We start from the raw sequence: 25,384 nt of genomic DNA on the forward strand, positions 1-25,384 counted from the left end.
TCGCTGAACCACAGGGTTCACAGAATCACAGCAGCACCGGCTCGGGCCGGGGAGGGCTTACGAGCCGTCCCCGGCCCGTAGTCGTTGGATGAGGAGAGAACGCAGTGCAGTTGGTAGTCGCCCGTATCGGCCGTGCCCACGGCATCAAGGGTGAGGTCACCGTCGAGGTCCGCACCGACGAGCCCGAGCTGCGGCTCGGTCCCGGCGCCGTACTCGCCACCGACCCCGCCTCCGTAGGCCCGCTGACCATCGAGACCGGCCGGGTGCACAGCGGCCGGCTGCTGCTGCGCTTCGAGGGCGTGCGCGATCGCACCGGCGCCGAGGCGCTGCGCAACACCCTCCTGATCGCCGAGGTGGACCCCGAGGAGCTCCCCGAGGAGGAGGACGAGTTCTACGACCACCAGCTCATGGACCTCGACGTCGTCCTCGAGGACGGCACGGAGGTCGGCCGGATCACCGAGATCTCGCACCTGCCCTCGCAGGACCTGTTCATCGTGGAGCGGCCCGACGGCAGCGAGGTGATGATCCCCTTCGTCGGGGAGATCGTCGTCGAGATCGACCTGGAGGAGCAGAAGGCCGTCATCGACCCGCCGCCCGGCCTGATCGACGACCGCGCCGAGATCGCCTCCACGCGGGACGCCGAAGCGGCTGCGGAGGGCGACGCGTAATGCGGCTCGACGTCGTCACGATCTTCCCCGAATACCTGGAACCCCTGAACGTCTCCCTCGTGGGCAAGGCACGCGCGCGTGGGCAGCTCGACGTCAACGTGCACGACCTCAGGGAGTGGACGTACGACCGGCACAACACGGTCGACGACACCCCCTACGGCGGCGGCCCCGGCATGGTCATGAAGACCGACCCCTGGGGCGCGGCGCTCGACGACGTGCTGGCCGAGGGGTACGAGGCAGGGGCCCACGGGCCCGTCCTGGTCGTCCCCACGCCCAGCGGGCGCCCCTTCACGCAGGAACTGGCCGTGGAGCTCTCCGAGCGGCCCTGGCTGGTCTTCACGCCCGCGCGCTACGAGGGCATCGACCGCCGCGTCATGGACGAGTACGCGACCCGGATGCCGGTCTACGAGGTCTCCATCGGCGACTACGTGCTGGCCGGCGGGGAAGCCGCCGTCCTGGTCGTCACGGAGGCCGTGGCCCGGCTGCTGCCCGGCGTCCTCGGCAACGCCGAGTCGCACAGGGACGACTCCTTCGCCCCCGGCGCCATGGCCAACCTGCTCGAAGGCCCGGTCTACACGAAGCCTCCGGAGTGGCGCGGGCACGGCATCCCGGACGTGCTGCTCAGCGGCCACCACGGCAAGATCGCGCGCTGGCGGCGGGACGAGGCGCTCCGGCGCACCGTCCGCAACAGGCCCGATCTGATCGAGCGTTGCGACCCCGGGGCCTTCGACAAGAAGGACCGCGAGATGCTCTCGATCCTGGGGTGGCGGCCGGGGCCCGACGGCCGATTTGGGCGAGACCCCGAGGCCGTGGAAGAATAGGTCGCTGCTGTACGTCCAGCGTGCGCCCCTGCCACAGGGGGATCGACCGTTGCTCCCCGTGTACCCGGTACCCGGGGATGGTCCAGACGCCCGCCCGACGCGATCAGCTATCGAATCCTTCATCACGAACTCCCGCTGATGACCTGTGGCATCGGCGAAGAAAGCAGACGATCATGGCTAACCTGCTCGACTCGGTCGACAGCGCGTCGCTGCGCAGCGACATCCCGTCCTTCCGCCCGGGTGACACCGTCAACGTCCACGTGCGCGTCATCGAGGGCAACCGCTCCCGTGTGCAGCAGTTCAAGGGCGTAGTCATCCGTCGCCAGGGTGCCGGCGTGCGCGAGACCTTCACGGTCCGCAAGGTCTCCTTCTCCGTCGGCGTCGAGCGCACCTTCCCGGTGCACACCCCGATCGTCGAGAAGATCGAGCTCGTCACCCGCGGTGACGTGCGTCGCGCGAAGCTCTACTACCTCCGTGACCTGCGCGGCAAGGCCGCGAAGATCAAGGAGAAGCGCGACAACTGAGCTCCTGCGCGGGTCCACAGCGGAGCCGGATAACATCTGGCTCCGATGGACACCGAAGCACGGAACACGGAGCGCGACCGCTCCTCCCCACCCTCCGATTCCGGAGACGTCACGCACGTCGCCGAAGGATCCGAGGAGACGGAGGAGCGGTCGCGCTCCGTTTTCACGTCCGTGGTCGCCTGGCTGCCGGGCGGCCGGATCACCCTCTCGCTTCTGGTGTGCGTGGGGTTCCTGCTGCTCCTGAGTACGTTCGTGGTGCAGCCCTTCCAGATCCCGAGCGGCTCCATGGAGCCCGCGTTCCGGGTCGGGGACCGGGTACTCGTCAACAAGTTGGCGTACCGTTTCGGTTCCGAGCCGCAGCGGGGTGACGCGGTCGTCTTTGACGGCAGCGGGTACTTCGGAGATGCCACCTACATCAAGCGGGTCGTGGGCACGGGGGGAGACCAGGTGGTCTGCTGCGACAGGCGGGGGAGGGTCACGGTGAACGGCGAGCCCCTCGACGAGCCGTACCTGTACCCCGGTGACAGCCCCTCCCAGGTGCCCTTCAAAGTCGTCGTCCCCGAAGACAGCCTCTTCCTCCTCGGCGACCACCGCAGCGACTCCCGGGACTCGCGCGACCACCTGGGGCAGCCGGGCGGCGGCATGGTCCCGGTGGACGAGGTGATCGGCAGGGCCGACTGGATCGCCTGGCCCGTCGGACACTGGGTCTCCCTGAAGCGTCCCGACAGCTACGCGCGCGTGCCGGCACCAGGCGGCGCACATGGGTAGCCGAGGGCGTGCGGGCTCCGGTCAGCGAGGGACGGACACCCGGCTGCCCACCGGGTCACGGCCGACCAGCGGCCCGGCGCTGCCGGGCCGGGCCGAGCGGCGCAAGCTCGCCAAGAAGGTCAAGCGGCGCAGACGGCGTTCGGCGATCAAGGAGATACCCCTCCTCATAGGTGTGGCGCTCCTGATAGCCCTCGTCCTGAAGACCTTCCTGGTGCAGGCCTTCGTGATTCCCTCGGGCTCCATGGAGCAGACGATCCGCATCGGTGACCGGGTCCTGGTGGACAAGCTCACTCCCTGGTTCGGCTCGAAGCCCGAGCGCGGGGACGTCGTCGTGTTCAAGGACCCGGGCAACTGGCTCGAAGAGGAACACGGCAAGAAGAAGGACCCCCCTGTAGTCGTCAAGCAGATCAAGGAAGGGCTCACCCAGATCGGGCTGTTGCCCTCCGACAGCGAACGGGACCTGATCAAGCGCGTGATCGGCGTCGGCGGCGACACCGTGAAGTGCTGCGACAAGAACGGCAAGGTCACCGTCAACGGAGTGCCGCTCGACGAGCCGTACATCCACCCCGGCGACCAGCCGTCGTCCTTCGAGTTCGAGGTGAAGGTCCCCAAGGGGCGCCTCTTCATGATGGGCGACCACCGCAGCGACTCCGCGGACTCCCGGTTCCACCGCACCGAGAAGTTCAGCGGCACCGTCTCCGAGGACGAGGTGGTGGGACGGGCCCTCGTCATCGCCTGGCCGTTCGGCCACTGGCGCAAACTGGAGGAGCCGGAGACCTACGCGTCCGTAGCCGACGCGCGCCCGGCATCGGACGCGGTCACAGGGGCGTCGCATAGGGTGGCCCCCGGCGATCGATACGGATTGATCCGACTCCCGACCCCTGCGGAACTCCCGCTCGTTATGGGAGTGGTGGGCCTGCATCGCATCTGGGGCAGGCGGCGGCACGGACTGAGGAGTGGATGTGGGGGATTTGGCGGTCGGCGCACGATCCGGACACGAAGGGCCCGAGGAGCGGCCGGGGCGATCCGACGAGCCGGTCGACGAGGCCGTCGCGGACGGCACGAACCCCGGGAGTGACTCCGTGGACGGCGACAGCGGGGCGAAGGACGACCAGGGTGGCAAGCCACCCAAGAAGGCCCGGTCCTTCTGGAAGGAGCTTCCGCTCCTCATCGGCATCGCGCTGGTCCTCGCGCTGGTCATCAAGACCTTCCTGGTCCAGGCGTTCTCGATCCCCTCGGACTCGATGCAGAACACGCTCCAGCAGGGCGACCGCGTCCTCGTCGACAAGCTGACGCCGTGGTTCGGCTCCGAGCCCGAGCGCGGCGAGGTCGTCGTCTTCCGGGACCCGGGCCACTGGCTGGACGGCGAGCCGACCCCCGACCCGAACGCGATCCAGCGGGTCCTCGGCTGGGTCGGTCTGATGCCGTCCGCCGACGAGAAGGACCTCATCAAGCGCGTCATCGGCGTCGGCGGCGACACCGTGGAGTGCAAGGGCACGGGTCCGGTGAAGGTCAACGGCAAGGCGCTGAACGAGCCGTACGTCTTCGCGGGGAACACCCCGTGCAGCGTCGACGACCAGGGCGGCCAGTTCAAGGTCACCGTGCCCAAGGGCAAAATCTGGGTCATGGGTGACCACCGGCAGAACTCGCTGGACTCCCGCTACCACCAGAACCAGCCGGGCGGCGGCGCCGTCCCCGTGGACAACGTCGTGGGCCGCGCCATCGTGATCGCCTGGCCGCCCACCCGCTGGGCCACGCTGCCCAAGCCGGACACCTTCGACCAGTCGGGCATCAACGCGCTGTCCAGCGCGACGCCGGGCGTCCTCGGACTGGCCGGCGCGGTGCCGATCGTGCTGTGGCGCAGGCGGCGTCTCACGGTCGCTGCCGCACAGGGCGCGAGGGTTTCTGGCGGAGGTACCGACAGGTAGGGTGCCGTCCCAGATCGCCGATCTTCCGCCGTCCGTGTGTACGGACGGCGGGGTCGTCTCCGAGACGGGGGAGCACCGGGATGAGCAGGACACGTCGTACGGACGAGGGCCACGGACGGCTCGGCAGCGTGCTGTCGGGTGTCGCCGTGGCCCTCGGCTGTGTGCTCTTCCTCGGCGGCTTCGTCTGGGGCGCCGTCCTGTACCAGCCGTACACCGTGCCGACCGGATCCATGACGCCGACCATCGGCTCCGGCGACCGGGTCCTCGCCCAGCGGATCGACGGCGACGACGTGCGCCGCGGTGACGTCGTCGTCTTCAAGCAGTCGACCTGGGGCGACCTGCCGATGGTCAAGCGCGTGGTCGGCGTCGGCGGCGACCGGATCGCCTGCTGCGCCGACGGCAAGCTGACCGTCAACGGCAAGGAAGTCGCAGAACCGTATCTCCCCGACGGCAAGGGCGCCTCCGCCACCGGCATCCCCACCACGACCGTACCCAAGGGCCGCCTCTTCCTGCTCGGTGACGAGCGCAGCGGCTCCCTGGACTCCAGCGTGCACCTGGGCGACGCGGAGCACGGTTCGGTGCCGCGCGACGCGGTGCGGGCGCGGGTCGACGCGGTGGCCTGGCCGATGGGCAAGTTCGGGATGCTCGAACGTCCGGACGGCTTCAAGGACATGCCGGGCGGCATCTCCGAGCCGGGCCCGCTGCGGATGGTGCTGACCGCCGTGCTGGTCGGGGTGGTGCTCGTCCTGGGCGGCGCCGCGTACGGTCCGGTGGCCAAGCGGCTCGGCCGCGGGCGCGGCGCGAGCCGTACGCGGGCGGTGACCGGTGTCGGCTGAGGAGACCGCGTCGCCCGGGACCTCCGCGGCGGGGCGGCCGCTGCGCAAGGTGGCGCGGGTGGTGCTGCTCGACCCCGACGACCGCATCCTGCTGCTGCACGGCCATGAACCCGCCGACCCTTCGGACGACTGGTGGTTCACACCGGGCGGCGGTCTGGAGGGCGACGAGACGCGGGAGCGGGCGGCCCTGCGCGAACTGCGGGAGGAGACGGGTATCACGGATGTCGTGCTCGGCCCGGTCCTGTGGCAGCGGATCTGCTCCTTCCCGTTCGACGGGCGGCGCTGGGACCAGGACGAGTGGTACTTCCTGGCACGTACGTCACAGACGGCGACCGCTCCCGAAGGGCTCACGGAACTGGAACGACGCAGCGTCGCCGGAGCGCGTTGGTGGTCGTGCCGGGAACTGACCGAGGCGCATGAGACGGTGTATCCGACCAGGCTCGCCGAGCTGCTTCGCAGACTGCTCGACGAGGGGCCCCCGGACGGGCCCGAGATCCTCGACACGGAAATCGTGTAGGGGCTCGCGGGACTGACGCACAATAGGGGGACGCACGGCTGAAGGGGAACATGCCATGAGCGCCGAGGACCTCGAGAAGTACGAGACCGAGATGGAGCTGAAGCTCTACCGGGAGTACCGCGATGTCGTCGGTCTGTTCAAATATGTGATCGAGACCGAACGGCGCTTCTACCTCACCAACGACTACGAGATGCAGGTGCACTCGGTCCAGGGTGAGGTTTTCTTCGAGGTGTCCATGGCGGACGCCTGGGTGTGGGACATGTACAGGCCCGCCCGGTTCGTGAAGCAGGTGAGGGTGCTCACGTTCAAGGACGTGAATATCGAGGAGCTCAACAAGAGCGATCTCGAGCTGCCGGGCGGCTGAGTTCACTCGCCGGGGTGGCGGAGTTTTCCACAACCGGCGAGTAATGCACCAAGATCCAATAGGTGCGGACTGATCCGTGACGGTGGGTGCCGGAGGTGGTGCCCACATGAACGCACGCGGAGCACTCGGAAAGTACGGCGAAGAACTGGCCGCGCGGCGGCTGGTCGAGTCCGGTATGACGGTCCTTGAGCGCAATTGGCGCGCGGGCAGGACCGGTGAGATCGACCTCGTGGCGATGGACGGCGAGGCCCTCGTCGTCTGCGAGGTCAAGACCCGCAGGGCGGGCCTCGCCGGCACGCCCTTCGAGCATCCGATGGCGGCCGTGAGCGCGGCCAAGGCGGCCCGGCTCCGGCGGCTCGCCGAGCACTGGATCGAGGAGCGCGGCGGCCCACCGCCAGGCGGCGTCCGCGTCGACCTGGTCGGCGTGCTGGTCCCCCGGCGGGGCGCTCCCGTCGTCGAGCACGCGCGGGGTGTGGCCTGATGGGCTTCGCGCGTACGTGTTCCGTGGCGCTGGTCGGCGTCGAGGGCGTGGTCGTCGAGGTGCAGGCCGACCTGGAGCCGGGCGTCGCCGCCTTCACGCTGGTGGGCCTGCCGGACAAGAGCCTGACCGAGAGCCGTGACCGGGTCAGGGCCGCCGTGGTCAACTCCGGCGGGGAGTGGCCTCAGAAGAAGCTCACGGTGGGGCTGAGCCCGGCGTCGGTGCCCAAGGGCGGCAGTGGATTCGATCTCGCGGTCGCCTGCGCCGTGCTCGGGGCGGCGGAGCGGATCGATCCGCGCGTGCTCGCCGACATCGTGATGATCGGGGAGCTGGGCCTCGACGGGCGGGTGCGACCGGTGCGCGGGGTGCTGCCCGCGGTCCTCGCGGCGGCCGACGCGGGGTACGAACAGGTCGTCGTCCCCGAGTGCACCGCGGCCGAGGCGTCCCTCGTGCCCGGCGTCTCGGTCCTCGGCGTGCGCAGTCTGCGACAGCTGATCGCGGTCCTCACCGACGAGCCGGTGCCCGAGGAGGAGCCGACGGAGGCGGGGCGACCCGACCCGATGCTCGCGGGACTCTGCGTGCCGGGGACGGGCGTGGGCACGGGGTTGAGCGGCGCATCCGACGACGCCCACGCGCTGGACCTGGCCGATGTCGTGGGACAGGTGTCGGCACGGACCGCCGTGGAGGTGGCCGCCGCGGGAGCGCACCACCTCTTCCTCCAGGGGCCGCCGGGAGCGGGCAAGACGATGCTCGCGGAGCGGCTGCCCGCGATCCTGCCCAGGCTGTCCCGCGAGGAGTCGCTGGAGGTCACGGCGGTGCACTCGGTGGCGGGCATGCTGCCTCCCGGCAGGCCGCTGGTGGACGTCGCGCCGTACTGCGCGCCGCACCACTCCGCGACGATGCAGTCGCTCGTGGGCGGCGGGAAGGGGGTCGCGCGTCCGGGCGCCGTTTCGCTGGCGCACCGGGGCGTGCTCTTCCTCGACGAGGCACCGGAGTTCAGCAGCCAGACCCTCGACTCCCTGCGCCAGCCTCTCGAATCGGGTCATGTGGTGATCGCCCGCAGTGCCGGAGTGGTCCGGCTGCCCGCCAAGTTCCTGATGGTGCTCGCGGCCAACCCCTGTCCTTGTGGTCGGCACACGCTCCTGGGGGACGGCTGCGAGTGCCCCGCCTCCGTCGTCCGGCGATATCAGGCGCGGCTCTCCGGCCCCCTGCTCGACCGGGTCGACCTGAAGGTGGAGGTGGAGCCCGTCACCCGGTCCGAACTCGCGGGGTACGGCACGCGCGGGGACTCCACGCAGACCGTCGCCGACCGGGTGCGCACCGCACGGGAGAGAGCGGCCGCCCGATTGGTCGGCACGGGCTGGCGGACGAACAGTGAGGTCCCCGGGCATGCGCTGCGCACGCGCTGGCCCGCCGATCCCGGCGCCCTGGACGCGGCCGAGCTCGACCTGGAGCGCGGCTTCCTGACCGCCCGCGGGCTCGACCGGGTCCTGCGGGTCGCCTGGACCGTCGCGGATCTCGCGGGCCGTGACCGGCCCGGCGTGCAGGACGTGGCTCTCGCGCTGCAACTGCGCACCGGTGTCTCGCGCGGCGTGCCGATGGCGATCGGATCGAGGGCGTGAGCGGCGGCCGCGCACCGGAGGAGGAGCGCCTTGCGAGGATCGCGCTGACGCGGGTGCTCGAACCGGGCGACGCGGTGGGCGGGCGATGGCTGCGCGAAGAGGGCGCCGTCGAGGTGCTGCGCCGGATCGGCGCGGGGGAGGAGCGGCTCCCGGGAGTGACGGGGCGCCGTTGGGCGGGCCTTGGCGCACGGGCGGCCAAGGCGCGGCCCGAGCGTGACCTGGCGGCGGCGGGCGATGTCGGGGCGCGGTTCGTGATCCCCGGAGACACGGAGTGGCCGATGCCGCTGGACGACCTCGGAGACGCCCGGCCGGTCGGACTCTGGGTGCGCGGGCGGCCCTCCCTGCGGATGTGGGCGCTGCGGTCGGTCGCCGTCGTGGGCGCCAGGGCCTGCACGGAGTACGGCGCGCACATGGCGGCCGGTCTCGCCGCGGGGCTCGCGGAGCGCGGCTGGGTCGTGGTGTCCGGCGGGGCGTACGGCGTGGACGGCGCGGCGCACCGGGGAGCCCTTGGCGCCGGTGGGGCCACCGTGGCGGTGCTCGCCTGCGGGGTGGACAGGACCTATCCGCTCGGGCACGCCCAGTTGCTCGGGCGGATCGCGGAACAGGGTCTCATCGTGGGGGAGTTGCCGCCGGGTGATCATCCGACGCCGAGTCGGTTCATCCTGCGCAACAGAGTGATCGCCGCGCTGACTCGGGGCACGGTGGTGGTCGAGGCCGCCTACCGCAGCGGCGCGCTGGTCACCGCCCGCGGCGCCCAGGAGTTGGGACGCTTCACGATGGGAGTGCCAGGGCCCGCCACCAGTGGCCTCTCCGCGGGGGTGCACGAACTCCTGCGGGGGGACGGCGTCCTCGTCACCGACGCCGCGGAAGTCGTCGAGCTGGTCGGGGACATGGGCGAGCTGGCACCGGAGCGCCGAGGGCCCGTCGTACCCCGCGATCTGCTCGCCGGGGGAGCGGCCCGCGTACTGGCCGCGCTGCCCGCCAGGGGCTGCGCGCACGCGCGGGACATCGCACGCGATGCGGGCACGACGGAGGACGACGCCGTAAGCCGACTGTACGAGCTTCGCTCTCTCGGGTTCGTCGAACGACACGGCGACGGCTGGCAGTTGACACGCCAGGCGTTTCTGACCGTCTCCACCGCTGGAGGTGAATCGTGACCGAGCGTGTTCCGCCGGACGGATGACCCCCCGACGACCTTGGGAAATCGCGCAGTTGACGCCTCGGTTCCGTCACACTAAGCGACGGAACCGACTCCTCGGTGCACCCAGCGGAACGTATCTGCGCACTCAGGATCCCATAGTCTTCGCACACTGCGACACTCCAGTCACGCTACGCTCACAAGGATTCCGACGCGGACAGGCGACCAGACGGACAACCTCATTCATTCCACGCAAGATCTCCACCGCACCGAAGCGGGCGGCACCGGCGAATCCGTCGGCCCCCGCGACCTCACCAACCCACGCGACCTCAACAGTTCACGGCAGAACGGCTCAAGGCGACGAATGCCCCAGCACATCTCAGGGTCCGACCGGACGGCGGTTCCCCCCGCTGCCCGTAGCGGGGAGCGGGAGCGGCCCCCCGCTCCCTCGTCGCTGGACGAGCTGTGGCGGTCGTACAAGGAGACCGGGGACGAGCGGCTGCGCGAGCAGCTGATCCTGCACTACTCGCCGCTGGTCAAGTACGTCGCGGGGCGGGTGAGCGTGGGGCTGCCGCCCAATGTCGAGCAGGCCGACTTCGTCTCGTCCGGGGTGTTCGGGCTGATCGACGCCATCGAGAAGTTCGACATCGAGCGGTCCATCAAGTTCGAGACGTACGCGATCACGCGCATTCGCGGGGCGATGATCGACGAACTGCGGGCGCTCGACTGGATCCCCCGCTCGGTACGGCAGAAGGCGCGCAACGTCGAGCGGGCCTACGCCACGCTGGAGGCCCAGCTCCGCAGGACGCCCTCGGAGAGCGAGGTCGCCTCGGAGATGGGGATCGCGCTGGAGGAACTGCACGCCGTTTTCAGCCAGTTGTCGCTGGCGAACGTGGTGGCGCTCGAGGAGTTGCTGCACGTCGGAGGGGACGGCGGCGACCGCCTCAGCCTCATGGACACGCTCGAGGACCACGCGGCCGACAACCCCGTGGAGGTCGCCGAGGACCGGGAGCTGCGCAGGCTGCTCGCGCGGGCGATCAACACGCTCCCCGAGCGCGAGAAGACCGTGGTGACGCTCTACTACTACGAAGGGCTCACGCTCGCCGAGATCGGCAACGTGCTCGGCGTGACCGAGAGCCGGGTGAGCCAGATCCACACCAAGTCCGTGCTCCAGTTGCGGGCGAAGCTGGCGAGTTTTGGGCGCTGAGGGGCGCTGAATCGTCCCTGCCCCGGGGGTGTGAGCGGGGAGTCACTCCCGCGCGCGGCGTCCCGTCCGTAAAGTGGAGCTGTGCCAAGGATTCGAGCGGCCTCTGTGGCCGAGCACCGGTCGATGCAGCGCGGCGCCCTGCTGGACGCTGCGCGATCCCTGCTGTCCGAAGGCGGTACGGAGGCGTTGACCTTCCCCGCACTCGCCGAGCGCACCGGGCTCGCCCGGTCGTCCGTGTACGAGTACTTCCGGTCACGGGCCGCCGTGGTGGAAGAGCTGTGCGAGGTCGATTTCCCCGTCTGGGCCGCGGAGGTCTCCGCGGCGATGGAGGGGGCGGATTCGGCCGAGGGCAAGGTCGAGGCGTATGTCCGCCAGCAGCTGGCCCTGGTCGGTGACCGGCGCCACCGCGCGGTCGTGGCCATCTCCGCCAGTGAGCTCGACGCCGGGGCCCGCGAGAAGATCCGCGCCGCGCACGGCGGGCTCATCGCGATGATCGTCGAGGCACTGGAAGCGCTCGGGCACGAGCAGCCCAGGCTCGCGGCGATGCTGTTGCAGGGCGTCGTGGACGCGGCGGTGCGGCGGATCGAGCTGGGGGCCGCGGAGGATCCGACGGCCATCACGGAGGCGGCCGTCGCGATGGCGCTGCGGGGCGTACGGGGCTGAGGCCCTCGCCGCGCGGGTGTCCCGCCCGGTCATCGCGGCCAGGGCGTTCCGCCCCGGTCTCACCATGGGGGTGTTCCCGCCATGGGGAGCAGCCTTGACGGGCCCTGGCGCAGGAGCCACGGGGCCAGCAGGGTCAGCGGATTGAGGTAGGTCTCGGATCTGAGCAGGCCCCAGTGGAGGCAGCTGCCGGGGCAGTGGCCCGTCGGGATGTCCAGGATGCCGACCGCGTCGCCCGCCTCGACCTCGGCGCCCTTCTTCAGCGTTGCCCGCACTGGTTCGTAGGTGGTGCGCAGGGGCGGATCTCCCGTGCCGTCCAGCTCCACCGAGACCACGCCCCGGCCCGCCACGCGTCCCGCGAAGGAGACGCGGCCCGGGGCGATCGCGCGCACCGGGGTGCCCGCGGGGGCGGAGAGGTCCACGCCCCGATGGCCCGCGGTGTAGTCCGTCGCCGGGGGATCCCAGCCTCGTACGACCGCGGGGCGGGTGCCCACCGGCCAGGTCGTGGCCTGTGGCGTCGTGCCGGGCGGTGCCGTCCCCGCCGGTGGGGCGGAGGGCTGGGGCAGGAAGGTCGCGAGCAGGGCCGCCAGCGTCGGCAGCAGCAGTTCCAGGCGCAGGAGAGACATGGGAGAACCGTCCCGTGCCGGGCGGCGCCGTGGGGATCTTGGTCCGGATCTGTGGATTACCGGTCGGTTGTGGAAAGCCCCGTCACCCGGTTGTGGAAAGCCCCGTCACCCGGTCGTGGAAAGCCCCGTCACCCGATCGTGGACGTCGGTGCGGCAGGGGCTCAGCCGGTCGGAAACGGGGTTCGGCCGGTCAAGGGCAGCGGCGTCACCCGCTACCTCGCGGGTCCCGTACACTTCTTGTGGCGATCCGGGTCACCGGGTCGACTTCGCACGCCCCGACATCAGGCCATGAAACAGCCGGTGTCAGCGCCCCTCGGTCCCTAGTGGCAAGGCGCAACGCGGGCGTCAGGCGCGAGTGCCGTCCGGCACACGCGGCACAACCGAGAAAATCAAGGAGAACGGCCATGGCCGTCGTCACGATGCGGGAGCTGCTGGAAAGCGGCGTCCACTTCGGTCACCAGACCCGTCGCTGGAACCCGAAGATGAAGCGCTTCATCTTCACCGAGCGCAACGGCATCTACATCATCGACCTGCTCCAGTCGCTGTCGTACATCGACCGCGCCTACGAGTTCGTCAAGGAGACCGTCGCCCACGGCGGCACGGTCATGTTCGTCGGCACGAAGAAGCAGGCGCAGGAGGCCATCGCCGAGCAGGCGACCCGCGTCGGCATGCCCTACGTGAACCAGCGCTGGCTGGGCGGCATGCTCACCAACTTCTCGACCGTCTACAAGCGTCTGCAGCGCCTCAAGGAGCTCGAGCAGATCGACTTCGAGGACGTCGCCGCTTCGGGTCTCACCAAGAAGGAGCTCCTCGTGCTCTCGCGCGAGAAGGCCAAGCTGGAGAAGACCCTCGGTGGTATCCGCGAGATGTCCAAGGTGCCCAGCGCCGTCTGGATCGTGGACACCAAGAAGGAGCACATCGCGGTCGGTGAGGCCCGGAAGCTCAACATCCCGGTCGTCGCCATCCTCGACACCAACTGTGACCCCGACGAGGTCGACTACAAGATCCCGGGCAACGACGACGCGATCCGCTCCGTCACCCTGCTCACCCGCGTGATCGCCGACGCCGTCGCCGAGGGCCTCATCGCCCGTTCCGGCGTGGCCACCGGTGACTCGAAGCCGGGCGAGAAGGCCCAGGGCGAGCCCCTGGCCGAGTGGGAGCGCGACCTGCTCGAGGGCGAGAAGAAGGCCGACGAGGCCCCCAAGGCCGAGGACGCCAAGGCTGACGAGGCCAAGGCCGAGGACAAGCCGGCCGAGGCTGCCGCCGAGGCGCCCGTTGCTGAGGCGCCCGCCGCCGAGGCTCCGGCCGCGGACGCCGAGCAGGCCTGACCCTCACAGGTTCGGTAGTTGACGGCGGGGGCCCGATCGGCCCCCGCCGTTCACCCGTAGACCTTCGTAGATCTTTCAGACTTCGAGAGAGAATTTTCGATCATGGCGAACTACACCGCCGCTGACGTCAAGAAGCTCCGTGAGCTCACGGGCGCCGGCATGATGGACTGCAAGAAGGCGCTGGACGAGGCCGAGGGCGATGTCGACAAGGCCGTCGAGGCCCTGCGCATCAAGGGCCAGAAGGGCGTCGCCAAGCGCGAGGGCCGCTCCGCCGAGAACGGCGCCGTGGTCTCCCTCATCGCCGACGACAACACCTCCGGTGTCATCGTCGAGCTGAAGTGCGAGACGGACTTCGTCGCCAAGGGTGACAAGTTCCAGGCCGTGGCGAACAACCTCGCCGCCCACGTCGCCAAGACGTCCCCGGCCGACCTCGCGACGCTGCTCGCGTCCGAGATCGAGGCCGGCAAGACCGTCCAGGCGTACGTCGACGAGGCCAACGCCAACCTCGGCGAGAAGATCGTCCTGGACCGCTTCGCGCAGTTCTCCGGCGCCTACGTCACCGCGTACATGCACCGCACGATGCCCGACCTGCCCCCGCAGATCGGTGTCCTCGTCGAGCTGGACAAGGCCGACGCCGCCGTCGCCAAGGGCATCGCGCAGCACATCGCCGCCTTCGCGCCGAAGTACCTCTCCCGCGAGGACGTCCCGGCCGAGGTCGTCGAGTCCGAGCGTCGCGTCGCCGAGGAGACCACCCGCGCCGAGGGCAAGCCCGAGGCCGCGCTGCCGAAGATCGTCGAGGGGCGTGTCAACGGCTTCTTCAAGGAGGCCACCCTCCTCGGTCAGCCGTACGCGCTGGACAACAAGAAGTCGGTCGAGAAGGTTCTCGCCGAGGCCGGTGTCACCCTGAAGCGCTTCTCGCGCATCAAGGTCGGCATCTGAGTCCGTACCGCGATCGACGGTAGACCCCGCTAGGGTCGACAGCGGTCGCCCGCGCACGGCACCTCGTGCGTGATGTACGACCGCAGGATCTGACGAGGAGGCCATTGCCGAGCATGGGATGCGAACGACACCCCACCGGCAGTGGCCTTCTTCGCATGTGTGCCAAGTAAGAGAAGCGAGAACCACATGACCACCAAGGCCGACTCGAAGAGTGACGACGACAAAGTTGCCGGACGCTTCCTGCTGAAGCTCTCCGGCGAGGCGTTCGCCGGTGGGGGCGGCCTCGGGGTCGACCCCGACGTGGTGCACGCCATCGCCCGCGAGATCGCGGCCGTCGTCCGTGACGGCGCCCAGATCGCCATCGTGATCGGCGGCGGCAACTTCTTCCGCGGTGCCGAGCTCCAGCAGCGCGGCATGGACCGGGCCCGCTCCGACTACATGGGCATGCTCGGCACGGTCATGAACTGCCTCGCCCTCCAGGACTTCCTGGAGAAGGAGGGCATCGACTGCCGCGTGCAGACCGCCATCACGATGGGGCAGGTCGCGGAGCCGTACATCCCGCTGCGCGCCGTGCGCCACCTGGAGAAGGGCCGTGTGGTCATCTTCGGTGCGGGCATGGGCATGCCGTACTTCTCCACCGACACCACCGCCGCGCAGCGCGCCCTGGAGATCGACGCCGAGGCGCTGCTCATGGGCAAGAACGGGGTGGACGGGGTCTACGACTCCGACCCCAGGACCAACCCCGACGCGGTGAAGTACGACGCCCTCGGCTACGGCGAGGTCATCACCCAGGACCTGAAGGTCGCCGACATGACCGCGATCACGCTGTGCCGGGACAACAAACTGCCCATCCTCGTCTTCGAGCTGCTCTCCGAAGGCAATATCGCCCGAGCCGTCAAGGGTGAGAAGATCGGCACACTCGTGGGCGACCAGGGAAGCCGGGCCTGACCCCAGGGACCTGGGTCAGCCTCAAGGGACGTACGCGAGACGCCCCTTGAGGGGATGGACAAAGCCCTGCCGGTCGGACACCGTGCAGGAAAGAGACGCGACGCAGCCGGCCGCCCCCGTGCCATGCCGGGCCTACTCAAGACACGCAGGAGCAAGTGGTGATCGAAGAGACCCTCCTCGAGGCCGAGGAGAAGATGGAGAAGGCCGTCGTGGTCGCCAAGGAGGACTTCGCCGCGATTCGCACCGGCCGTGCGCACCCGGCGATGTTCAACAAGATCGTGGCTGACTACTACGGCGCGCTGACGCCGATCAACCAGCTGGCCTCGTTCTCGGTGCCCGAGCCGCGGATGGCCGTGGTGACCCCGTTCGACAAGAGCGCGCTGCGCAACATCGAGCAGGCGATCCGCGACTCCGACCTCGGCGTCAACCCGAGCAACGACGGCAACATCATCCGTGTGACGTTCCCGGAGCTCACCCAGGACCGCCGCAAGGAGTACATCAAGGTCGCCAAGACCAAGGCCGAGGACTCCAAGATCTCGATCCGTTCGATCCGTCGCAAGGCCAAGGAAGCCTTCGACAAGGCGATCAAGGACGGCGACGTCGGCGAGGACGAGGGACGCCGCGCCGAGAAGGAGCTCGACGACACCACCGCGAAGTACGTCGCACAGGTGGACGAGCTGCTCAAGCACAAGGAAGCCGAGCTGCTCGAAGTCTGATCGAGGTCCGATCGAGGCTGATCGAAGTCCGAGGAATCAGGAAAGCGATCCGTGAACGACTCTTCCTGGGGGGCGCCGCCCAGAGCCGGGTATTGGGGGCCGCCCGACCAGGGGCCTGGTCAGGGGGCGACCCCGGCAGGTCCCGCGTACGATGCGCAGGACGCGCTGTTTCCGTCTGAGACGCAGCCCATGCCCATCGTGCCCGACGTACCCGTGAGCGGCGGAGACCAGGACGACGACCGGGGGGCCACTCGGATGGGCGGCCCCCTGTTCCGTGACGAGCCTCCGCAGGAGCCCATGCCCAGCGCACCACAGCCCGCCCCGGCAGCACCGCAGAAGAAGAGCGCGGGCCGCGACCTCGGGGCGGCCATAGGAGTCGGTGTGGGACTCGGCGCGGTGATCATCGCGTCGCTGTTCATCGTGAAGGCCGTCTTCGTCGGCGTCATAGCTGTCGCCGTCGTGGTCGGTCTTTGGGAGCTCACCTCCCGGCTCGAGGAGCGCAAGGGCATCAAGGCGCCGCTGGTCCCGCTGGCGGTGGGCGGCGCGGCGATGGTCGTGGCCGGCTACGTCCGCGGGGCCGAGGGCGCCTGGGTGGCGATGGCGCTCACCGCGCTCGCCGTCCTGGTGTGGCGCATGACCGAGCCTCCCGAGGGCTATCTGAAGGACGTCACCGCAGGGGTCTTCGCGGCCTTCTACGTGCCGTTCCTCGCGACCTTCGTGGCGCTGATGCTCACCGCGGACGACGGCCCGCAGCGCGTCCTGACGTTCCTGCTCCTGACCGTGGTCAGCGACACCGGGGCGTACGCGATCGGCTGGCGCTTCGGCAAGCACAAGCTGGCGCCGCGCATCAGCCCCGGCAAGACCCGCGAGGGCCTGGTCGGCGCGGTCACCTTCGCGATGGCGGCGGGCGCGCTGTGCATGCAGTTCATGATCGAGGACGGCACCTGGTGGCAGGGCCTGCTCATCGGCTTCGCGGTCGCGGTGAGCGCCACGCTCGGCGACCTCGGCGAGTCCATGATCAAGCGGGACCTCGGCATCAAGGACATGGGCACGCTGCTGCCGGGCCACGGCGGCATCATGGACCGCCTGGATTCCCTGCTGCCGACGGCGCCGGTGGTCTGGCTGCTGCTCGTGATCTTCGTCGGGTCCGGCTGATTGCCGGTCTGACCTGCGCATTCATGCGTGAGGGGCTCGTTGTCCACAGGGCGGCGAGCCCCTTGTCGTATGTCTGCGACACTGGAAGGACCATGCCTGTACCCGGAGAACTCACTTTCGTCGCGCCCCGCGGGGCCAAGAAGCCGCCGCGGCATCTCGCCGACCTCACGCCCGCCGAGCGCAAGGAAGCCGTCGCCGCCATCGGCGAGAAGCCGTTTCGCGCCAAGCAGCTCTCGCAGCACTACTTCGCGCGGTACGCGCACGACCCGGCCGAGTGGACGGACATCCCCGCCGGTGCGCGCGAGAAGCTCCGTGAGGCGTTGCTGCCCGATCTGATGTCCGTGGTGCGGCACATCAGCTGTGACGACGACACCACCCGCAAGACGCTCTGGCGGCTCTTCGACGGGACGCTCGTGGAGTCGGTGCTCATGCGGTACCCGGACCGGGTCACCATGTGCATCAGCTCCCAGGCAGGGTGCGGGATGAACTGTCCGTTCTGTGCCACGGGACAGGCCGGTCTGGACCGGAACCTGTCGACCGGTGAGATCGTGCACCAGATCGTCGACGGCATGCGGGCGCTCAGGGACGGCGAGATTCCGGGCGGTCCCGCGCGGCTGTCCAACATCGTCTTCATGGGCATGGGCGAGCCGCTCGCCAACTACAACCGGGTGGCCGGTGCCATCCGCCGCCTCACCGACCCGGAGCCGGACGGCCTCGGGCTCTCGCAGCGCGGGATCACCGTCTCGACGGTCGGTCTCGTCCCGGCGATCCACCGGTTCTCCGACGAGGGCTTCAAGTGCCGCCTCGCCATCTCGCTCCACGCGCCGGACGACGAGCTGCGCGACACCCTCGTCCCCGTGAACACGCGGTGGAAGGTGAACGAGGTGCTCGACGCGGGCTGGGAGTACGCGGCGAAGTCCGGCCGCCGGCTCTCCATCGAGTACGCGCTGATCAGGGACATCAACGACCAGGCGTGGCGGGGTGACCGGCTCGGCCGGCTGCTCAAGAACAAGCCGGTGCACGTGAACCTGATTCCGCTGAATCCGACGCCGGGCTCCAAGTGGACCGCTTCGCGGCCCGAGGACGAGAAGGCGTTCGTCGAGGCCATCGCCGCCCATGGGGTGCCGGTGACCATCCGGGACACCCGGGGCCAGGAGATCGACGGAGCGTGCGGGCAGCTCGCCGCGGCCGAGAGGTAGTCTGGCGGGCGTACGCCTCGTACATACATCTGCATATTCCGACAGGGGAGCGCCACAGCGCTGAGAGTGCGGCACCTTGGACAGGTGGGCCGCAGACCCTCTGAACCTCGCCCAGGTCATTCTGGGTAGGAAGTTCGGTCATTACTCAAGCTGTTGCGCCCTGCCCGCGGCCTCTTCGCCGTGGGCGGGGCCGCGTCTTCTCCTGGTCACCCAGGAGGAAGTTCCAGTGAGCACCACCAAGAAGGTCACGTTCACCGCGGTCGCGGTGGGCATCGGGCTCGTCGCGCTCTCCGCGTGCGGCGGCTCCGACAGCGGGTCGGGCACGAGCGACTCCAAGAGCGTCACGCTCGTCAGCCACGACTCCTTCAACGTCTCCAAGGACGTACTGAGGGACTTCGAGAAGCGCTCCGGCTACAAGGTCAACGTCCTCAAGGACGGGGACGCGGGCGCCGCCGTCAACAAGGCGATCCTCTCCAAGGACAACCCCCAGGGCGATGTCTTCTTCGGCGTCGACAACACCCTGCTCTCGCGCGCGCTCGACAACGGGCTCTTCCAGACGTACCAGGTCGAGGGCGCGGAGAAGATCAAGCCCGAGTTCCGGGTGGACGCGGACAAGCACCGGGTCACGCCCGTGGACAGCGGTGACATCTGCGTCAACTACGACAAGAAGTACTTCGCGGAGAAGAAGCTGGCGCCGCCGAAGTCCTTCGACGACCTCGCCAAGCCCGCGTACAAGGACCTGCTCGTCACCGAGAACGTCGCGACGTCCTCGCCGGGGCTCGGCTTCCTGCTCGGCACCGCGGCCAAGTACGGCGACGGCGGCTGGCAGGACTACTGGAAGAAGCTCAAGGCCAACGGCGTCAAGGTCGTCGAGGGCTGGGAGCAGGCCTACAACGAGGAGTTCTCCGGGTCGGCCGGCGGCAAGAAGGCCAAGGGTGACCGGCCGCTTGTCGTCTCGTACGCCTCGTCGCCGCCCGTCGAGGTCCTCTACGCCAAGCCGCAGCCCAAGGAGGCGCCGACCGGCGTCGCGACCGGCACCTGCTTCCGGCAGGTCGAGTACGCGGGGCTGCTCAGCAACGCGAAGAACACCAAGGGCGGCAAGGCGCTCCTGGACTTCCTCGCGGGCAAGGAGTTCCAGGAGGACATGCCGCTGAACATGTTCGTGAACCCGGTGCGCGAGGGCACGAAGCTGCCCGCGCTGTTCACCGAGCACGGCGTGACGGTCGACAAGCCCGAGACCCTGGACCCGAAGAAGATCGCCGACAACCGCGAGCCGTGGATCAAGTCGTGGACCTCGCTCGTAGTGAAGTAGGCGACGCGGCCGGGAAGGCCGGGGCCCGCTCTCGCGCGGGCCTCGGCCGGGGGAGCGCGGCGCGGCTCGGTCTGATGGCCGTGCCCGTCGCGTTCTTCGCGCTCTTCTTCGCCTATCCGGTCACGGCGATCGTCGCGCGCGGACTGCACGTCGACGGTGTCTGGCGGTTCGGGCGGATCACCGAGGTGCTCGGGCAGTCCGACATCCGGGACGTGCTGTGGTTCACCACCTGGCAGGCGCTCGCGTCGACCGCGATCACGCTTCTGGTCGCGCTCCCCGGCGCGTATGTCTTCGCGCGCTTCGACTTCCCGGGCAAGCAGGTCCTGCGGGCCGTCGTGACCGTGCCGTTCGTGCTGCCGACGGTCGTCGTCGGGACCTCCTTCCTCGCGCTGCTCGGCCGCGGCGGACTCCTCGACGAGCTGTGGGGCGTGCGCCTGGACACCACGGTGTGGGCGATCCTGCTCGCGCACGTCTTCTTCAACTACGCCGTCGTCGTACGGACGGTCGGCGGACTCTGGTCGCAGCTCGATCCGCGCCAGGAGGAGGCCGCGCGGATGCTCGGCGCCTCGCGCTGGACGGCCTGGCGCACGGTGACACTGCCCGCGCTCGGCCCCGCCGTCGCGGCCGCCGCGCTGATGGTCTTCCTCTTCACCTTCACCTCCTTCGGCGTCGTGCAGATCCTCGGCGGGCCCGCGTACTCCACCCTTGAGGTGGAGATCTACCGGCAGACCGCACAGCTGCTCGACCTGCCGACGGCCGCCGTCCTGACGATCGTGCAGTTCGCCGCGGTCGGGCTGATTCTCGCGGTGCACGCGTGGACGGTGCGGCGCAGGGAGAGCGCGCTGAAGCTCGTCGACGCGTCGGCCGTGGCACGGCGGCCGCGCGGGGCGGCGCAGTGGACGCTGCTCGGCCTGGTCATGGCGACGGTCGCCGTGCTGATCCTGCTGCCGCTCGGGGTGCTGATCCAGCGGTCCTTCGACGGTCCCGACGGCTTCGGATTCGCGTACTACAAGGAGCTGACCTCGGCGGAGGGCGGCGCCTTCCTCGTGCCGCCGATCGAGGCGGTCTGGAACTCGCTCCAGTACGCGGTCGTGGCGACGGCCATCGCGGTCGTCATCGGCGGGCTCGCCGCCGCCGCGCTCACCCGCAGGGCCGGGCGGCTCGTGCGCGGTTTCGACGCGCTGCTCATGCTGCCGCTCGGGGTCTCCGCGGTGACCGTGGGCTTCGGCTTCCTGATCACCCTGGACAAGCCCCCGCTCGACCTGCGCTCGTCCTGGATCCTGGTGCCGCTCGCCCAGGCGCTGGTGGGCGTGCCCTTCGTCGTACGCACCATGCTGCCGGTGCTGCGCGCGGTGGACGGGCGGCTGCGCGAGGCTGCCGCCGTGCTCGGGGCCTCGCCGCTGCGGGCCTGGCGCGAGGTCGACCTGCCGATGGTGCGGCGGGCGCTGCTGATCGCCGCCGGGTTCGCCTTCGCGGTCTCGCTCGGCGAGTTCGGCGCGACCGTCTTCATCGCGCGGCCGGACAACCCGACCCTGCCGGTCGCCGTGGCACGGCTGCTCGGGCGGGCCGGTGACCTCAACTACGGCCAGGCGATGGCCCTTTCGACGATCCTCATGGTGGTGTGCGCGGTGTCGCTGCTGCTCCTCGAACGCATCCGTACCGACCGCACCACGGGGGAGTTCTGATGACGGACGCACTGCTGAGCCTGCGGGACGCGACCGTACGTTTCGGGGCGCGGGCCGCGCTCGACGCCGTCGACCTCGACGTCGCCGAGCACGAGATCGTCTGTGTCCTCGGGCCCAGCGGCAGCGGCAAGTCGACGCTGCTGCGGGCGGTCGCCGGGCTCCAGGGCCTGGACGCGGGGCGGGTCCTGCTCGGTGGGCAGGACCAGGGCGGGGTGCCCGCGCACAAGCGGGGCGTCGGCCTGATGTTCCAGGACCATCAGCTCTTCCCGCAGCGTGACGTGGCGGGCAACGTGGCCTTCGGGCTGCGGATGCACGGCGCTTCGCGGGGCGAACAGGCCGACCGCGTCGCCGAGTTGCTGGAGCTCGTCGGGTTGCCGAAGGCGCAGCGGCGCGCGGTCGCCGCGCTCTCCGGCGGCGAGCAGCAGCGGGTCGCGCTCGCGCGGGCGCTCGCCCCGCGCCCCAGGCTGCTCATGCTGGACGAGCCGCTCGGCCAGCTCGACCGTTCGCTCAGGGAGCGGCTCGTCGTCGAACTCAGGGAACTCTTCGGGGAGTTGGGCACCACGGTGCTCGCCGTCACGCACGACCAGGGCGAGGCGTTCGCGCTCGCCGACCGGGTCGTCGTGATGCGGGACGGCAGGATCGCCCAGTCCGGCAGCCCGCTGGAGGTGTGGCAGAGCCCCGTGGACGAGTTCGTGGCGCGCTTCCTCGGCTTCGACAACATCGTCGCGGCGACGGTGTCGGGCGGCGGCGCGGACACCGTGTGGGGCAAGGTGCCCGTCCCTGAGGACACCCCGGCGGGACGGCACACGCTCCTGGTGCGCCCGGCGGGCGTACGGCTCGTCGCCGCCGACGAGGGCCTGCCCTGCGCGGTGACGGCACGGACCTTCCGCGGCACCCATGTCGCCGTGCACCTGCAGCCCGAGGAGGGGCCGCGTCTGGAGGCGGCGTGCGCGCTGCGGCGGGCGCCGGAGGTCGGCGAGACGGTGGGCGTCGGATTCGACGCGGAGGACGTGGTGGTGCTCGCCGACGGTGCGGCCCGAAACGCAGGTGCCACCCCGGTGAAGTCGCTCTAGAGTTCGAACCATGACCACCCTGAGCCATGATCGCTACCGTGCCGAAGTCACCCGCCAGTTCGACCTCTTGAGGGCCACCCTGGACGGCGCCGACCTCTCCGTCACCGTACCGACCTGCCCGGACTGGACGCTGGGACAGCTCGCCCGGCACATGGGCGGCGCGGTGCGCTGGAGCGGGCACCTGGTCGAGACCCGCGCCGAGAAGAACGTCCCCGACGAGGCCGTGCCGAACGCGACGGGCCCCGGGGACGACGATCCCGCCGCGCTCGACGCCTGGCTCGCCGGCACCGCCCAGTTCGCCGAGCGCGTCTTCCGCGCCACCGAAGCCGACACCGCGGTGTGGGCGTGGGCCGAGGACCACACCGCGGGATTCTGGGCGCGGCGCATGACGCACGAACTGGCGATCCACCGCGCGGACGCGGCGATCGCCGCGGGGGTCGCGTACGAGGTGGCCCCGGACGTGGCGGCCGACGCGATCGACGAGTGGCTGGAGATCGTGTCGTTCGTGCAGCGCGCCGACCCCGACGACAGCGCGTCGGAGCTGAAGGGAGCGGGGCGCTCGATCCATCTGCACGCGACCGATGCCCCGGAGGGCCTGGACGCTGAGTGGCTCATCGAGTTCGGCGAGGACGGGTTCACCTGGCGGCGCGGGCACGCGAAGGCGTCCGTCGCGCTGCGCGGCCCGCTCACCGAGGTACTGCTCGCCTTCTACCGGAGGCGGCCGCTCGACAGCGGGCTCGTGGAGGTCGTCGGGGAGCGGGAGTTGCTCGACTTCTGGCTGGAGCGGGCGACCTTCGGGTGACGTCCTGCTCGGGGTGACGTCCTCCCTGGGGTGACGGCGTCACGCGGTCGGTGACGGCCTGACCAGGCCCATTTCGTACGCGAGGATCACCGCCTGCGCCCGGTCGCGCAGTTCCATCTTGGTGAAGAGCCGGTTGATGTGCGTCTTCACGGTGTGGTCGGTGATCGTCAGACGGCCGGCGATCTCCGCGTTCGACAGGCCCTGCGCGATGAGGACGAGCACCTCGGCCTCGCGGGCGGTCAGGCCCTCGATGTCGCGCGCCGGGGGTACGGCGGACCGCTGGCGCGCGAACTCCGCGACGAGGCGCTGGGTGATCTCGGGCGCGAGCAGCGCGTTGCCCGCGGCCACCACCCGTACGGCGTGCAGGAGTTCGGGGAACGTACAGTCCTTGAGCAGGAACCCGGAGGCACCCGCGGCCAGCGCCTCGTACACGTACTCGTCGAGTCCGAAGGTCGTCAGCATCAGGGCCCGCGTCGCGCCGCCGGACGCGGCGAGGATCTCGCGGGCCGCGTCGATGCCGTTCAGGTGCGGCATGCGGATGTCGAGGAGCACCAGGTCGGGGCGGTGTTCGGCGGCGAGCGCGACGGCCTGGGCGCCGTCCTCCGCCTCGGTGACGACCTCGATGTCGTCCTGGGTGTTCAGGAGGTTCACGAAGCCGGTGCGCACGACGGCCTGATCGTCGGCGACGAGGGTTCTGATCACGCCGGTCATGCCGGTCATGCCGGTTCCGTCCTGTCGGGAGATGTTCGGTCGGTCCTTCGTCACCACGGGAGTTCGGCCTCCACCGTGAAGCCGCCGGTGGGGCCCGCGCCCGCGGTGAGGCTGCCGCCGACCAGGGCCGCGCGCTCGCGCATGCCGGTCAGGCCGTGCCCGCTGGTGGCGCCGCCGGCCCGCGGGCCGGGACCGTCGTCGCGCACGCGGAGCGTCAACCGGTCCTCGCGGTAGCCGAGTTCGACCACGGTGCGGGCGCCCGGCGCGTGCTTGCGGGCGTTCGTCAGGGACTCCTGCACGATGCGGTACGCGGACAGTTCCCACGCGGCGGCCAGCGGCACGCGCTCCCCGGTGATCCGCAGCTCCGCGCCGCAGCCCACCGCGCGGTGCTGGTCGAGGAGTTCTTCGAGGCGGTCCAGGGTGGGCTGCGGTGCGGTCGCGGCGCCCGCGGCCTCCTCGGCGCGCTGCGGGGTGCGCAGGACGCCGAGCAGGCGGCGCAGTTCGGCCATCGAGCCACGGGCCGTGCCCGCGATCTGCTGGAAGCCCTCGCGGGCCGCCGGGGTGAGCCCCGGCGTCGTGTAGGTGGCGCTCTCCGCCTGCACCGCGATCATCGACACCGAGTGCGAGACGATGTCGTGCAGCTCGCGGGCGATCGCGGCGCGTTCGGCCTGGGCCGCCTGCCGCCGTGCCATCGCGATCAACTGGGCCTGCGCGAGCGCCCGTTCGCGCCGGGTCTCCTCGCGGGCGCGCACCGCGTCGCCCATGCTGACGGCGCCGAGGATCACCGCGCAGAGCCCGAACGCCTCGGCGAACAGGCCGAGCGAGCCCGCGTTGCCGAGGGCGGGGACGTCGGGGAGGCGGTCGTCGCGGGCCCAGCTCAGGATGTGCCAGAGGTTGGTGGCCAGGGCGCCGAGCGTGCCGCCGGCCACCAGCAGGGCAGGGTGCAGGACGCGGTGCCTGCCGAGGACGTAGCAGCCGATCAGGCCGCTGATCATCACGGCGATGGAGAGCGAGGTGTCGGCGCCGAAGCTGAGCAGCCCCGCGGCGACGGTCACCAGGGCCACGGGCGGGAAGGCGCGGCGCCACATCAGCGAGGCCGTGGACACCAGGATCGCGCTCGCGTTGGTCACCGAGCCAGGGAACACCACGAGCTCCCCGGCCGCGCCCACGGTCAGGACCGCGCCCGTGAGCCACGGGTAGGCGGGGGCCGCGACGAGCGCGCGCAGACGGCGGCGCAGGGCGCTTGGGCGAGGCGGGGCGGCCTGCGGGGGCGGTGCGGCAGGCCGTGGGGGCGCGTCCTGCCGGGGCGGGGTGGTCGTGCTCATGGCCATGATTCTTCCGTCCGCGGGGAGCGGGTGC

Annotated in this window: 27 protein-coding genes and 1 riboswitch; of the genes, 24 read left to right on the forward strand and 3 right to left on the reverse strand. The window is 70.5% G+C overall.

Annotated elements, in window-relative coordinates; translation table 11 throughout:
- The first annotated feature begins 104 nt into the window (after positions 1-104).
- The 14 genes from rimM (at position 105) to ACIO9J_RS10455 (ending at position 11,534) form a co-directional block, all read left to right on the forward strand.
- Positions 105-668 carry a ribosome maturation factor RimM gene (gene rimM, locus ACIO9J_RS10390; RefSeq protein WP_401995514.1) on the forward strand — a complete coding sequence of 188 codons (564 nt, stop codon included), beginning with the start codon at positions 105-107 and terminating at the stop codon, positions 666-668.
- On the forward strand, positions 668-1,489 hold the full coding sequence (gene trmD / locus ACIO9J_RS10395) for a tRNA (guanosine(37)-N1)-methyltransferase TrmD (RefSeq protein WP_401995517.1): 822 nt from the start codon (positions 668-670) through the stop codon (positions 1,487-1,489). The genes rimM and trmD overlap by 1 nt, the downstream gene beginning before the upstream one ends.
- Before the next feature lie 173 nt (positions 1,490-1,662).
- Positions 1,663-2,013 carry a 50S ribosomal protein L19 gene (rplS, locus tag ACIO9J_RS10400; protein ID WP_401995520.1) on the forward strand — a complete coding sequence of 117 codons (351 nt, stop codon included), beginning with the start codon at positions 1,663-1,665 and terminating at the stop codon, positions 2,011-2,013.
- A gap of 45 nt (positions 2,014-2,058) precedes the next feature.
- Positions 2,059-2,781 carry a signal peptidase I gene (gene lepB / locus ACIO9J_RS10405; protein ID WP_401995523.1) on the forward strand — a complete coding sequence of 241 codons (723 nt, stop codon included), beginning with the start codon at positions 2,059-2,061 and terminating at the stop codon, positions 2,779-2,781.
- On the forward strand, positions 2,774-3,859 hold the full coding sequence (gene lepB / locus ACIO9J_RS10410) for a signal peptidase I (protein WP_401995526.1): 1,086 nt from the start codon (positions 2,774-2,776) through the stop codon (positions 3,857-3,859). The genes lepB (ACIO9J_RS10405) and lepB (ACIO9J_RS10410) overlap by 8 nt, the downstream gene beginning before the upstream one ends.
- 4 nt (positions 3,860-3,863) lie before the next feature.
- Positions 3,864-4,709: a signal peptidase I gene (gene lepB / locus ACIO9J_RS10415; RefSeq protein ID WP_401995529.1), complete on the forward strand. Its 846-nt coding sequence runs from the start codon at positions 3,864-3,866 to the stop codon at positions 4,707-4,709.
- Between the two features lie 80 nt (positions 4,710-4,789).
- Positions 4,790-5,545, forward strand: a complete 756-nt coding sequence (lepB, locus tag ACIO9J_RS10420; RefSeq protein ID WP_401995531.1) for a signal peptidase I — start codon at positions 4,790-4,792, stop codon at positions 5,543-5,545.
- Positions 5,535-6,062: an NUDIX hydrolase gene (locus ACIO9J_RS10425; protein WP_401995534.1), complete on the forward strand. Its 528-nt coding sequence runs from the start codon at positions 5,535-5,537 to the stop codon at positions 6,060-6,062. The genes lepB (ACIO9J_RS10420) and ACIO9J_RS10425 overlap by 11 nt, the downstream gene beginning before the upstream one ends.
- A gap of 55 nt (positions 6,063-6,117) precedes the next feature.
- Positions 6,118-6,426, forward strand: coding sequence for a DUF2469 domain-containing protein (locus tag ACIO9J_RS10430; RefSeq protein ID WP_003965949.1), 309 nt, complete (start codon positions 6,118-6,120; stop codon positions 6,424-6,426).
- 76 nt (positions 6,427-6,502) lie between these two features.
- Complete coding sequence (locus ACIO9J_RS10435; RefSeq protein ID WP_401995537.1) at positions 6,503-6,907, forward strand: YraN family protein; 405 nt, start codon at positions 6,503-6,505, stop codon at positions 6,905-6,907.
- Positions 6,907-8,526 (forward strand): YifB family Mg chelatase-like AAA ATPase, encoded by a 1,620-nt coding sequence (locus ACIO9J_RS10440; protein ID WP_401995540.1) that lies wholly within the window; start codon positions 6,907-6,909, stop codon positions 8,524-8,526. The genes ACIO9J_RS10435 and ACIO9J_RS10440 overlap by 1 nt, the downstream gene beginning before the upstream one ends.
- Positions 8,523-9,683: a DNA-processing protein DprA gene (dprA, locus tag ACIO9J_RS10445; RefSeq protein WP_401995543.1), complete on the forward strand. Its 1,161-nt coding sequence runs from the start codon at positions 8,523-8,525 to the stop codon at positions 9,681-9,683. The genes ACIO9J_RS10440 and dprA overlap by 4 nt, the downstream gene beginning before the upstream one ends.
- Before the next feature lie 345 nt (positions 9,684-10,028).
- Positions 10,029-10,871 carry an RNA polymerase sigma factor WhiG gene (gene whiG, locus ACIO9J_RS10450; protein WP_401995546.1) on the forward strand — a complete coding sequence of 281 codons (843 nt, stop codon included), beginning with the start codon at positions 10,029-10,031 and terminating at the stop codon, positions 10,869-10,871.
- A 105-nt stretch (positions 10,872-10,976) separates the two neighbouring features.
- The gene (locus tag ACIO9J_RS10455) at positions 10,977-11,534 is read left to right on the forward strand and encodes a TetR/AcrR family transcriptional regulator (RefSeq protein WP_401995972.1); all 558 of its coding nucleotides are present in this window, start codon (positions 10,977-10,979) and stop codon (positions 11,532-11,534) included.
- Positions 11,535-11,593: 59 nt separating this feature from the next.
- Here ACIO9J_RS10455 and ACIO9J_RS10460 read toward each other — a convergent pair whose 3' ends face one another.
- The gene (locus tag ACIO9J_RS10460) at positions 11,594-12,157 is read right to left on the reverse strand and encodes a M23 family metallopeptidase (protein WP_401995549.1); all 564 of its coding nucleotides are present in this window, start codon (positions 12,155-12,157) and stop codon (positions 11,594-11,596) included.
- Between the two features lie 404 nt (positions 12,158-12,561).
- On the opposite strand from ACIO9J_RS10460, the gene rpsB reads away from it, so the two are divergent.
- The 10 genes from rpsB (at position 12,562) to ACIO9J_RS10510 (ending at position 23,314) form a co-directional block, all read left to right on the forward strand.
- Positions 12,562-13,485, forward strand: coding sequence for a 30S ribosomal protein S2 (gene rpsB, locus ACIO9J_RS10465; RefSeq protein WP_401995552.1), 924 nt, complete (start codon positions 12,562-12,564; stop codon positions 13,483-13,485).
- A 102-nt stretch (positions 13,486-13,587) separates the two neighbouring features.
- The gene (gene tsf, locus ACIO9J_RS10470; protein ID WP_401995555.1) at positions 13,588-14,424 is read left to right on the forward strand and encodes a translation elongation factor Ts; all 837 of its coding nucleotides are present in this window, start codon (positions 13,588-13,590) and stop codon (positions 14,422-14,424) included.
- Between the two features lie 186 nt (positions 14,425-14,610).
- Positions 14,611-15,372 (forward strand): UMP kinase, encoded by a 762-nt coding sequence (gene pyrH / locus ACIO9J_RS10475; RefSeq protein ID WP_055552940.1) that lies wholly within the window; start codon positions 14,611-14,613, stop codon positions 15,370-15,372.
- A gap of 158 nt (positions 15,373-15,530) precedes the next feature.
- On the forward strand, positions 15,531-16,088 hold the full coding sequence (gene frr, locus ACIO9J_RS10480; protein ID WP_055565944.1) for a ribosome recycling factor: 558 nt from the start codon (positions 15,531-15,533) through the stop codon (positions 16,086-16,088).
- Between the two features lie 51 nt (positions 16,089-16,139).
- The gene (locus ACIO9J_RS10485) at positions 16,140-17,243 is read left to right on the forward strand and encodes a phosphatidate cytidylyltransferase (RefSeq protein WP_401995560.1); all 1,104 of its coding nucleotides are present in this window, start codon (positions 16,140-16,142) and stop codon (positions 17,241-17,243) included.
- Positions 17,244-17,335: 92 nt separating this feature from the next.
- Positions 17,336-18,442, forward strand: coding sequence for a 23S rRNA (adenine(2503)-C(2))-methyltransferase RlmN (gene rlmN / locus ACIO9J_RS10490; RefSeq protein WP_401995563.1), 1,107 nt, complete (start codon positions 17,336-17,338; stop codon positions 18,440-18,442).
- 33 nt (positions 18,443-18,475) lie between these two features.
- Positions 18,476-18,592: riboswitch (TPP riboswitch) on the forward strand.
- A 76-nt stretch (positions 18,593-18,668) separates the two neighbouring features.
- Positions 18,669-19,754 carry a thiamine ABC transporter substrate binding subunit gene (locus ACIO9J_RS10495; protein WP_401995566.1) on the forward strand — a complete coding sequence of 362 codons (1,086 nt, stop codon included), beginning with the start codon at positions 18,669-18,671 and terminating at the stop codon, positions 19,752-19,754.
- Entirely contained in the window at positions 19,730-21,439 is a 1,710-nt protein-coding gene (locus ACIO9J_RS10500) for an ABC transporter permease (RefSeq protein WP_401995569.1), read from the forward strand. Before ACIO9J_RS10495 ends, ACIO9J_RS10500 begins: the two co-directional genes overlap by 25 nt.
- Positions 21,439-22,512 carry an ABC transporter ATP-binding protein gene (locus ACIO9J_RS10505; protein WP_401995572.1) on the forward strand — a complete coding sequence of 358 codons (1,074 nt, stop codon included), beginning with the start codon at positions 21,439-21,441 and terminating at the stop codon, positions 22,510-22,512. Before ACIO9J_RS10500 ends, ACIO9J_RS10505 begins: the two co-directional genes overlap by 1 nt.
- Before the next feature lie 10 nt (positions 22,513-22,522).
- Positions 22,523-23,314: a maleylpyruvate isomerase family mycothiol-dependent enzyme gene (locus ACIO9J_RS10510; protein ID WP_401995575.1), complete on the forward strand. Its 792-nt coding sequence runs from the start codon at positions 22,523-22,525 to the stop codon at positions 23,312-23,314.
- A gap of 39 nt (positions 23,315-23,353) precedes the next feature.
- On the opposite strand, the gene ACIO9J_RS10515 is transcribed toward ACIO9J_RS10510, so the two are convergent.
- Both ACIO9J_RS10515 and ACIO9J_RS10520 read right to left on the reverse strand, forming a co-directional pair.
- Entirely contained in the window at positions 23,354-24,034 is a 681-nt protein-coding gene (locus ACIO9J_RS10515) for a response regulator (RefSeq protein WP_401995578.1), read from the reverse strand.
- 41 nt (positions 24,035-24,075) lie between these two features.
- Positions 24,076-25,350, reverse strand: a complete 1,275-nt coding sequence (locus tag ACIO9J_RS10520; protein ID WP_401995581.1) for a sensor histidine kinase — start codon at positions 25,348-25,350, stop codon at positions 24,076-24,078.
- Positions 25,351-25,384: the final 34 nt, after the last annotated feature.

The organism is Streptomyces sp. NPDC087300 (genome assembly GCF_044744425.1).
Lineage (GTDB): Bacteria > Actinomycetota > Actinomycetes > Streptomycetales > Streptomycetaceae > Streptomyces.

Coding starts and splice junctions, on each gene's coding strand:
- trmD (WP_401995517.1), top strand. CDS start 668: ATGCGGCTCGACGTCGTCACGATCTTCCCCGAATACCTGGAACCCCTG.
- rplS (WP_401995520.1), top strand. CDS start 1,663: ATGGCTAACCTGCTCGACTCGGTCGACAGCGCGTCGCTGCGCAGCGAC.
- lepB (WP_401995523.1), top strand. CDS start 2,059: ATGGACACCGAAGCACGGAACACGGAGCGCGACCGCTCCTCCCCACCC.
- lepB (WP_401995526.1), top strand. CDS start 2,774: ATGGGTAGCCGAGGGCGTGCGGGCTCCGGTCAGCGAGGGACGGACACC.
- lepB (WP_401995531.1), top strand. CDS start 4,790: ATGAGCAGGACACGTCGTACGGACGAGGGCCACGGACGGCTCGGCAGC.
- ACIO9J_RS10430 (WP_003965949.1), top strand. CDS start 6,118: ATGAGCGCCGAGGACCTCGAGAAGTACGAGACCGAGATGGAGCTGAAG.
- ACIO9J_RS10440 (WP_401995540.1), top strand. CDS start 6,907: ATGGGCTTCGCGCGTACGTGTTCCGTGGCGCTGGTCGGCGTCGAGGGC.
- whiG (WP_401995546.1), top strand. CDS start 10,029: ATGCCCCAGCACATCTCAGGGTCCGACCGGACGGCGGTTCCCCCCGCT.
- ACIO9J_RS10460 (WP_401995549.1), bottom strand. CDS start 12,157: ATGTCTCTCCTGCGCCTGGAACTGCTGCTGCCGACGCTGGCGGCCCTG.
- rpsB (WP_401995552.1), top strand. CDS start 12,562: ATGGCCGTCGTCACGATGCGGGAGCTGCTGGAAAGCGGCGTCCACTTC.
- tsf (WP_401995555.1), top strand. CDS start 13,588: ATGGCGAACTACACCGCCGCTGACGTCAAGAAGCTCCGTGAGCTCACG.
- pyrH (WP_055552940.1), top strand. CDS start 14,611: ATGACCACCAAGGCCGACTCGAAGAGTGACGACGACAAAGTTGCCGGA.
- rlmN (WP_401995563.1), top strand. CDS start 17,336: ATGCCTGTACCCGGAGAACTCACTTTCGTCGCGCCCCGCGGGGCCAAG.
- ACIO9J_RS10505 (WP_401995572.1), top strand. CDS start 21,439: ATGACGGACGCACTGCTGAGCCTGCGGGACGCGACCGTACGTTTCGGG.
- ACIO9J_RS10510 (WP_401995575.1), top strand. CDS start 22,523: ATGACCACCCTGAGCCATGATCGCTACCGTGCCGAAGTCACCCGCCAG.
- ACIO9J_RS10515 (WP_401995578.1), bottom strand. CDS start 24,034: ATGACCGGCATGACCGGCGTGATCAGAACCCTCGTCGCCGACGATCAG.
- ACIO9J_RS10520 (WP_401995581.1), bottom strand. CDS start 25,350: ATGAGCACGACCACCCCGCCCCGGCAGGACGCGCCCCCACGGCCTGCC.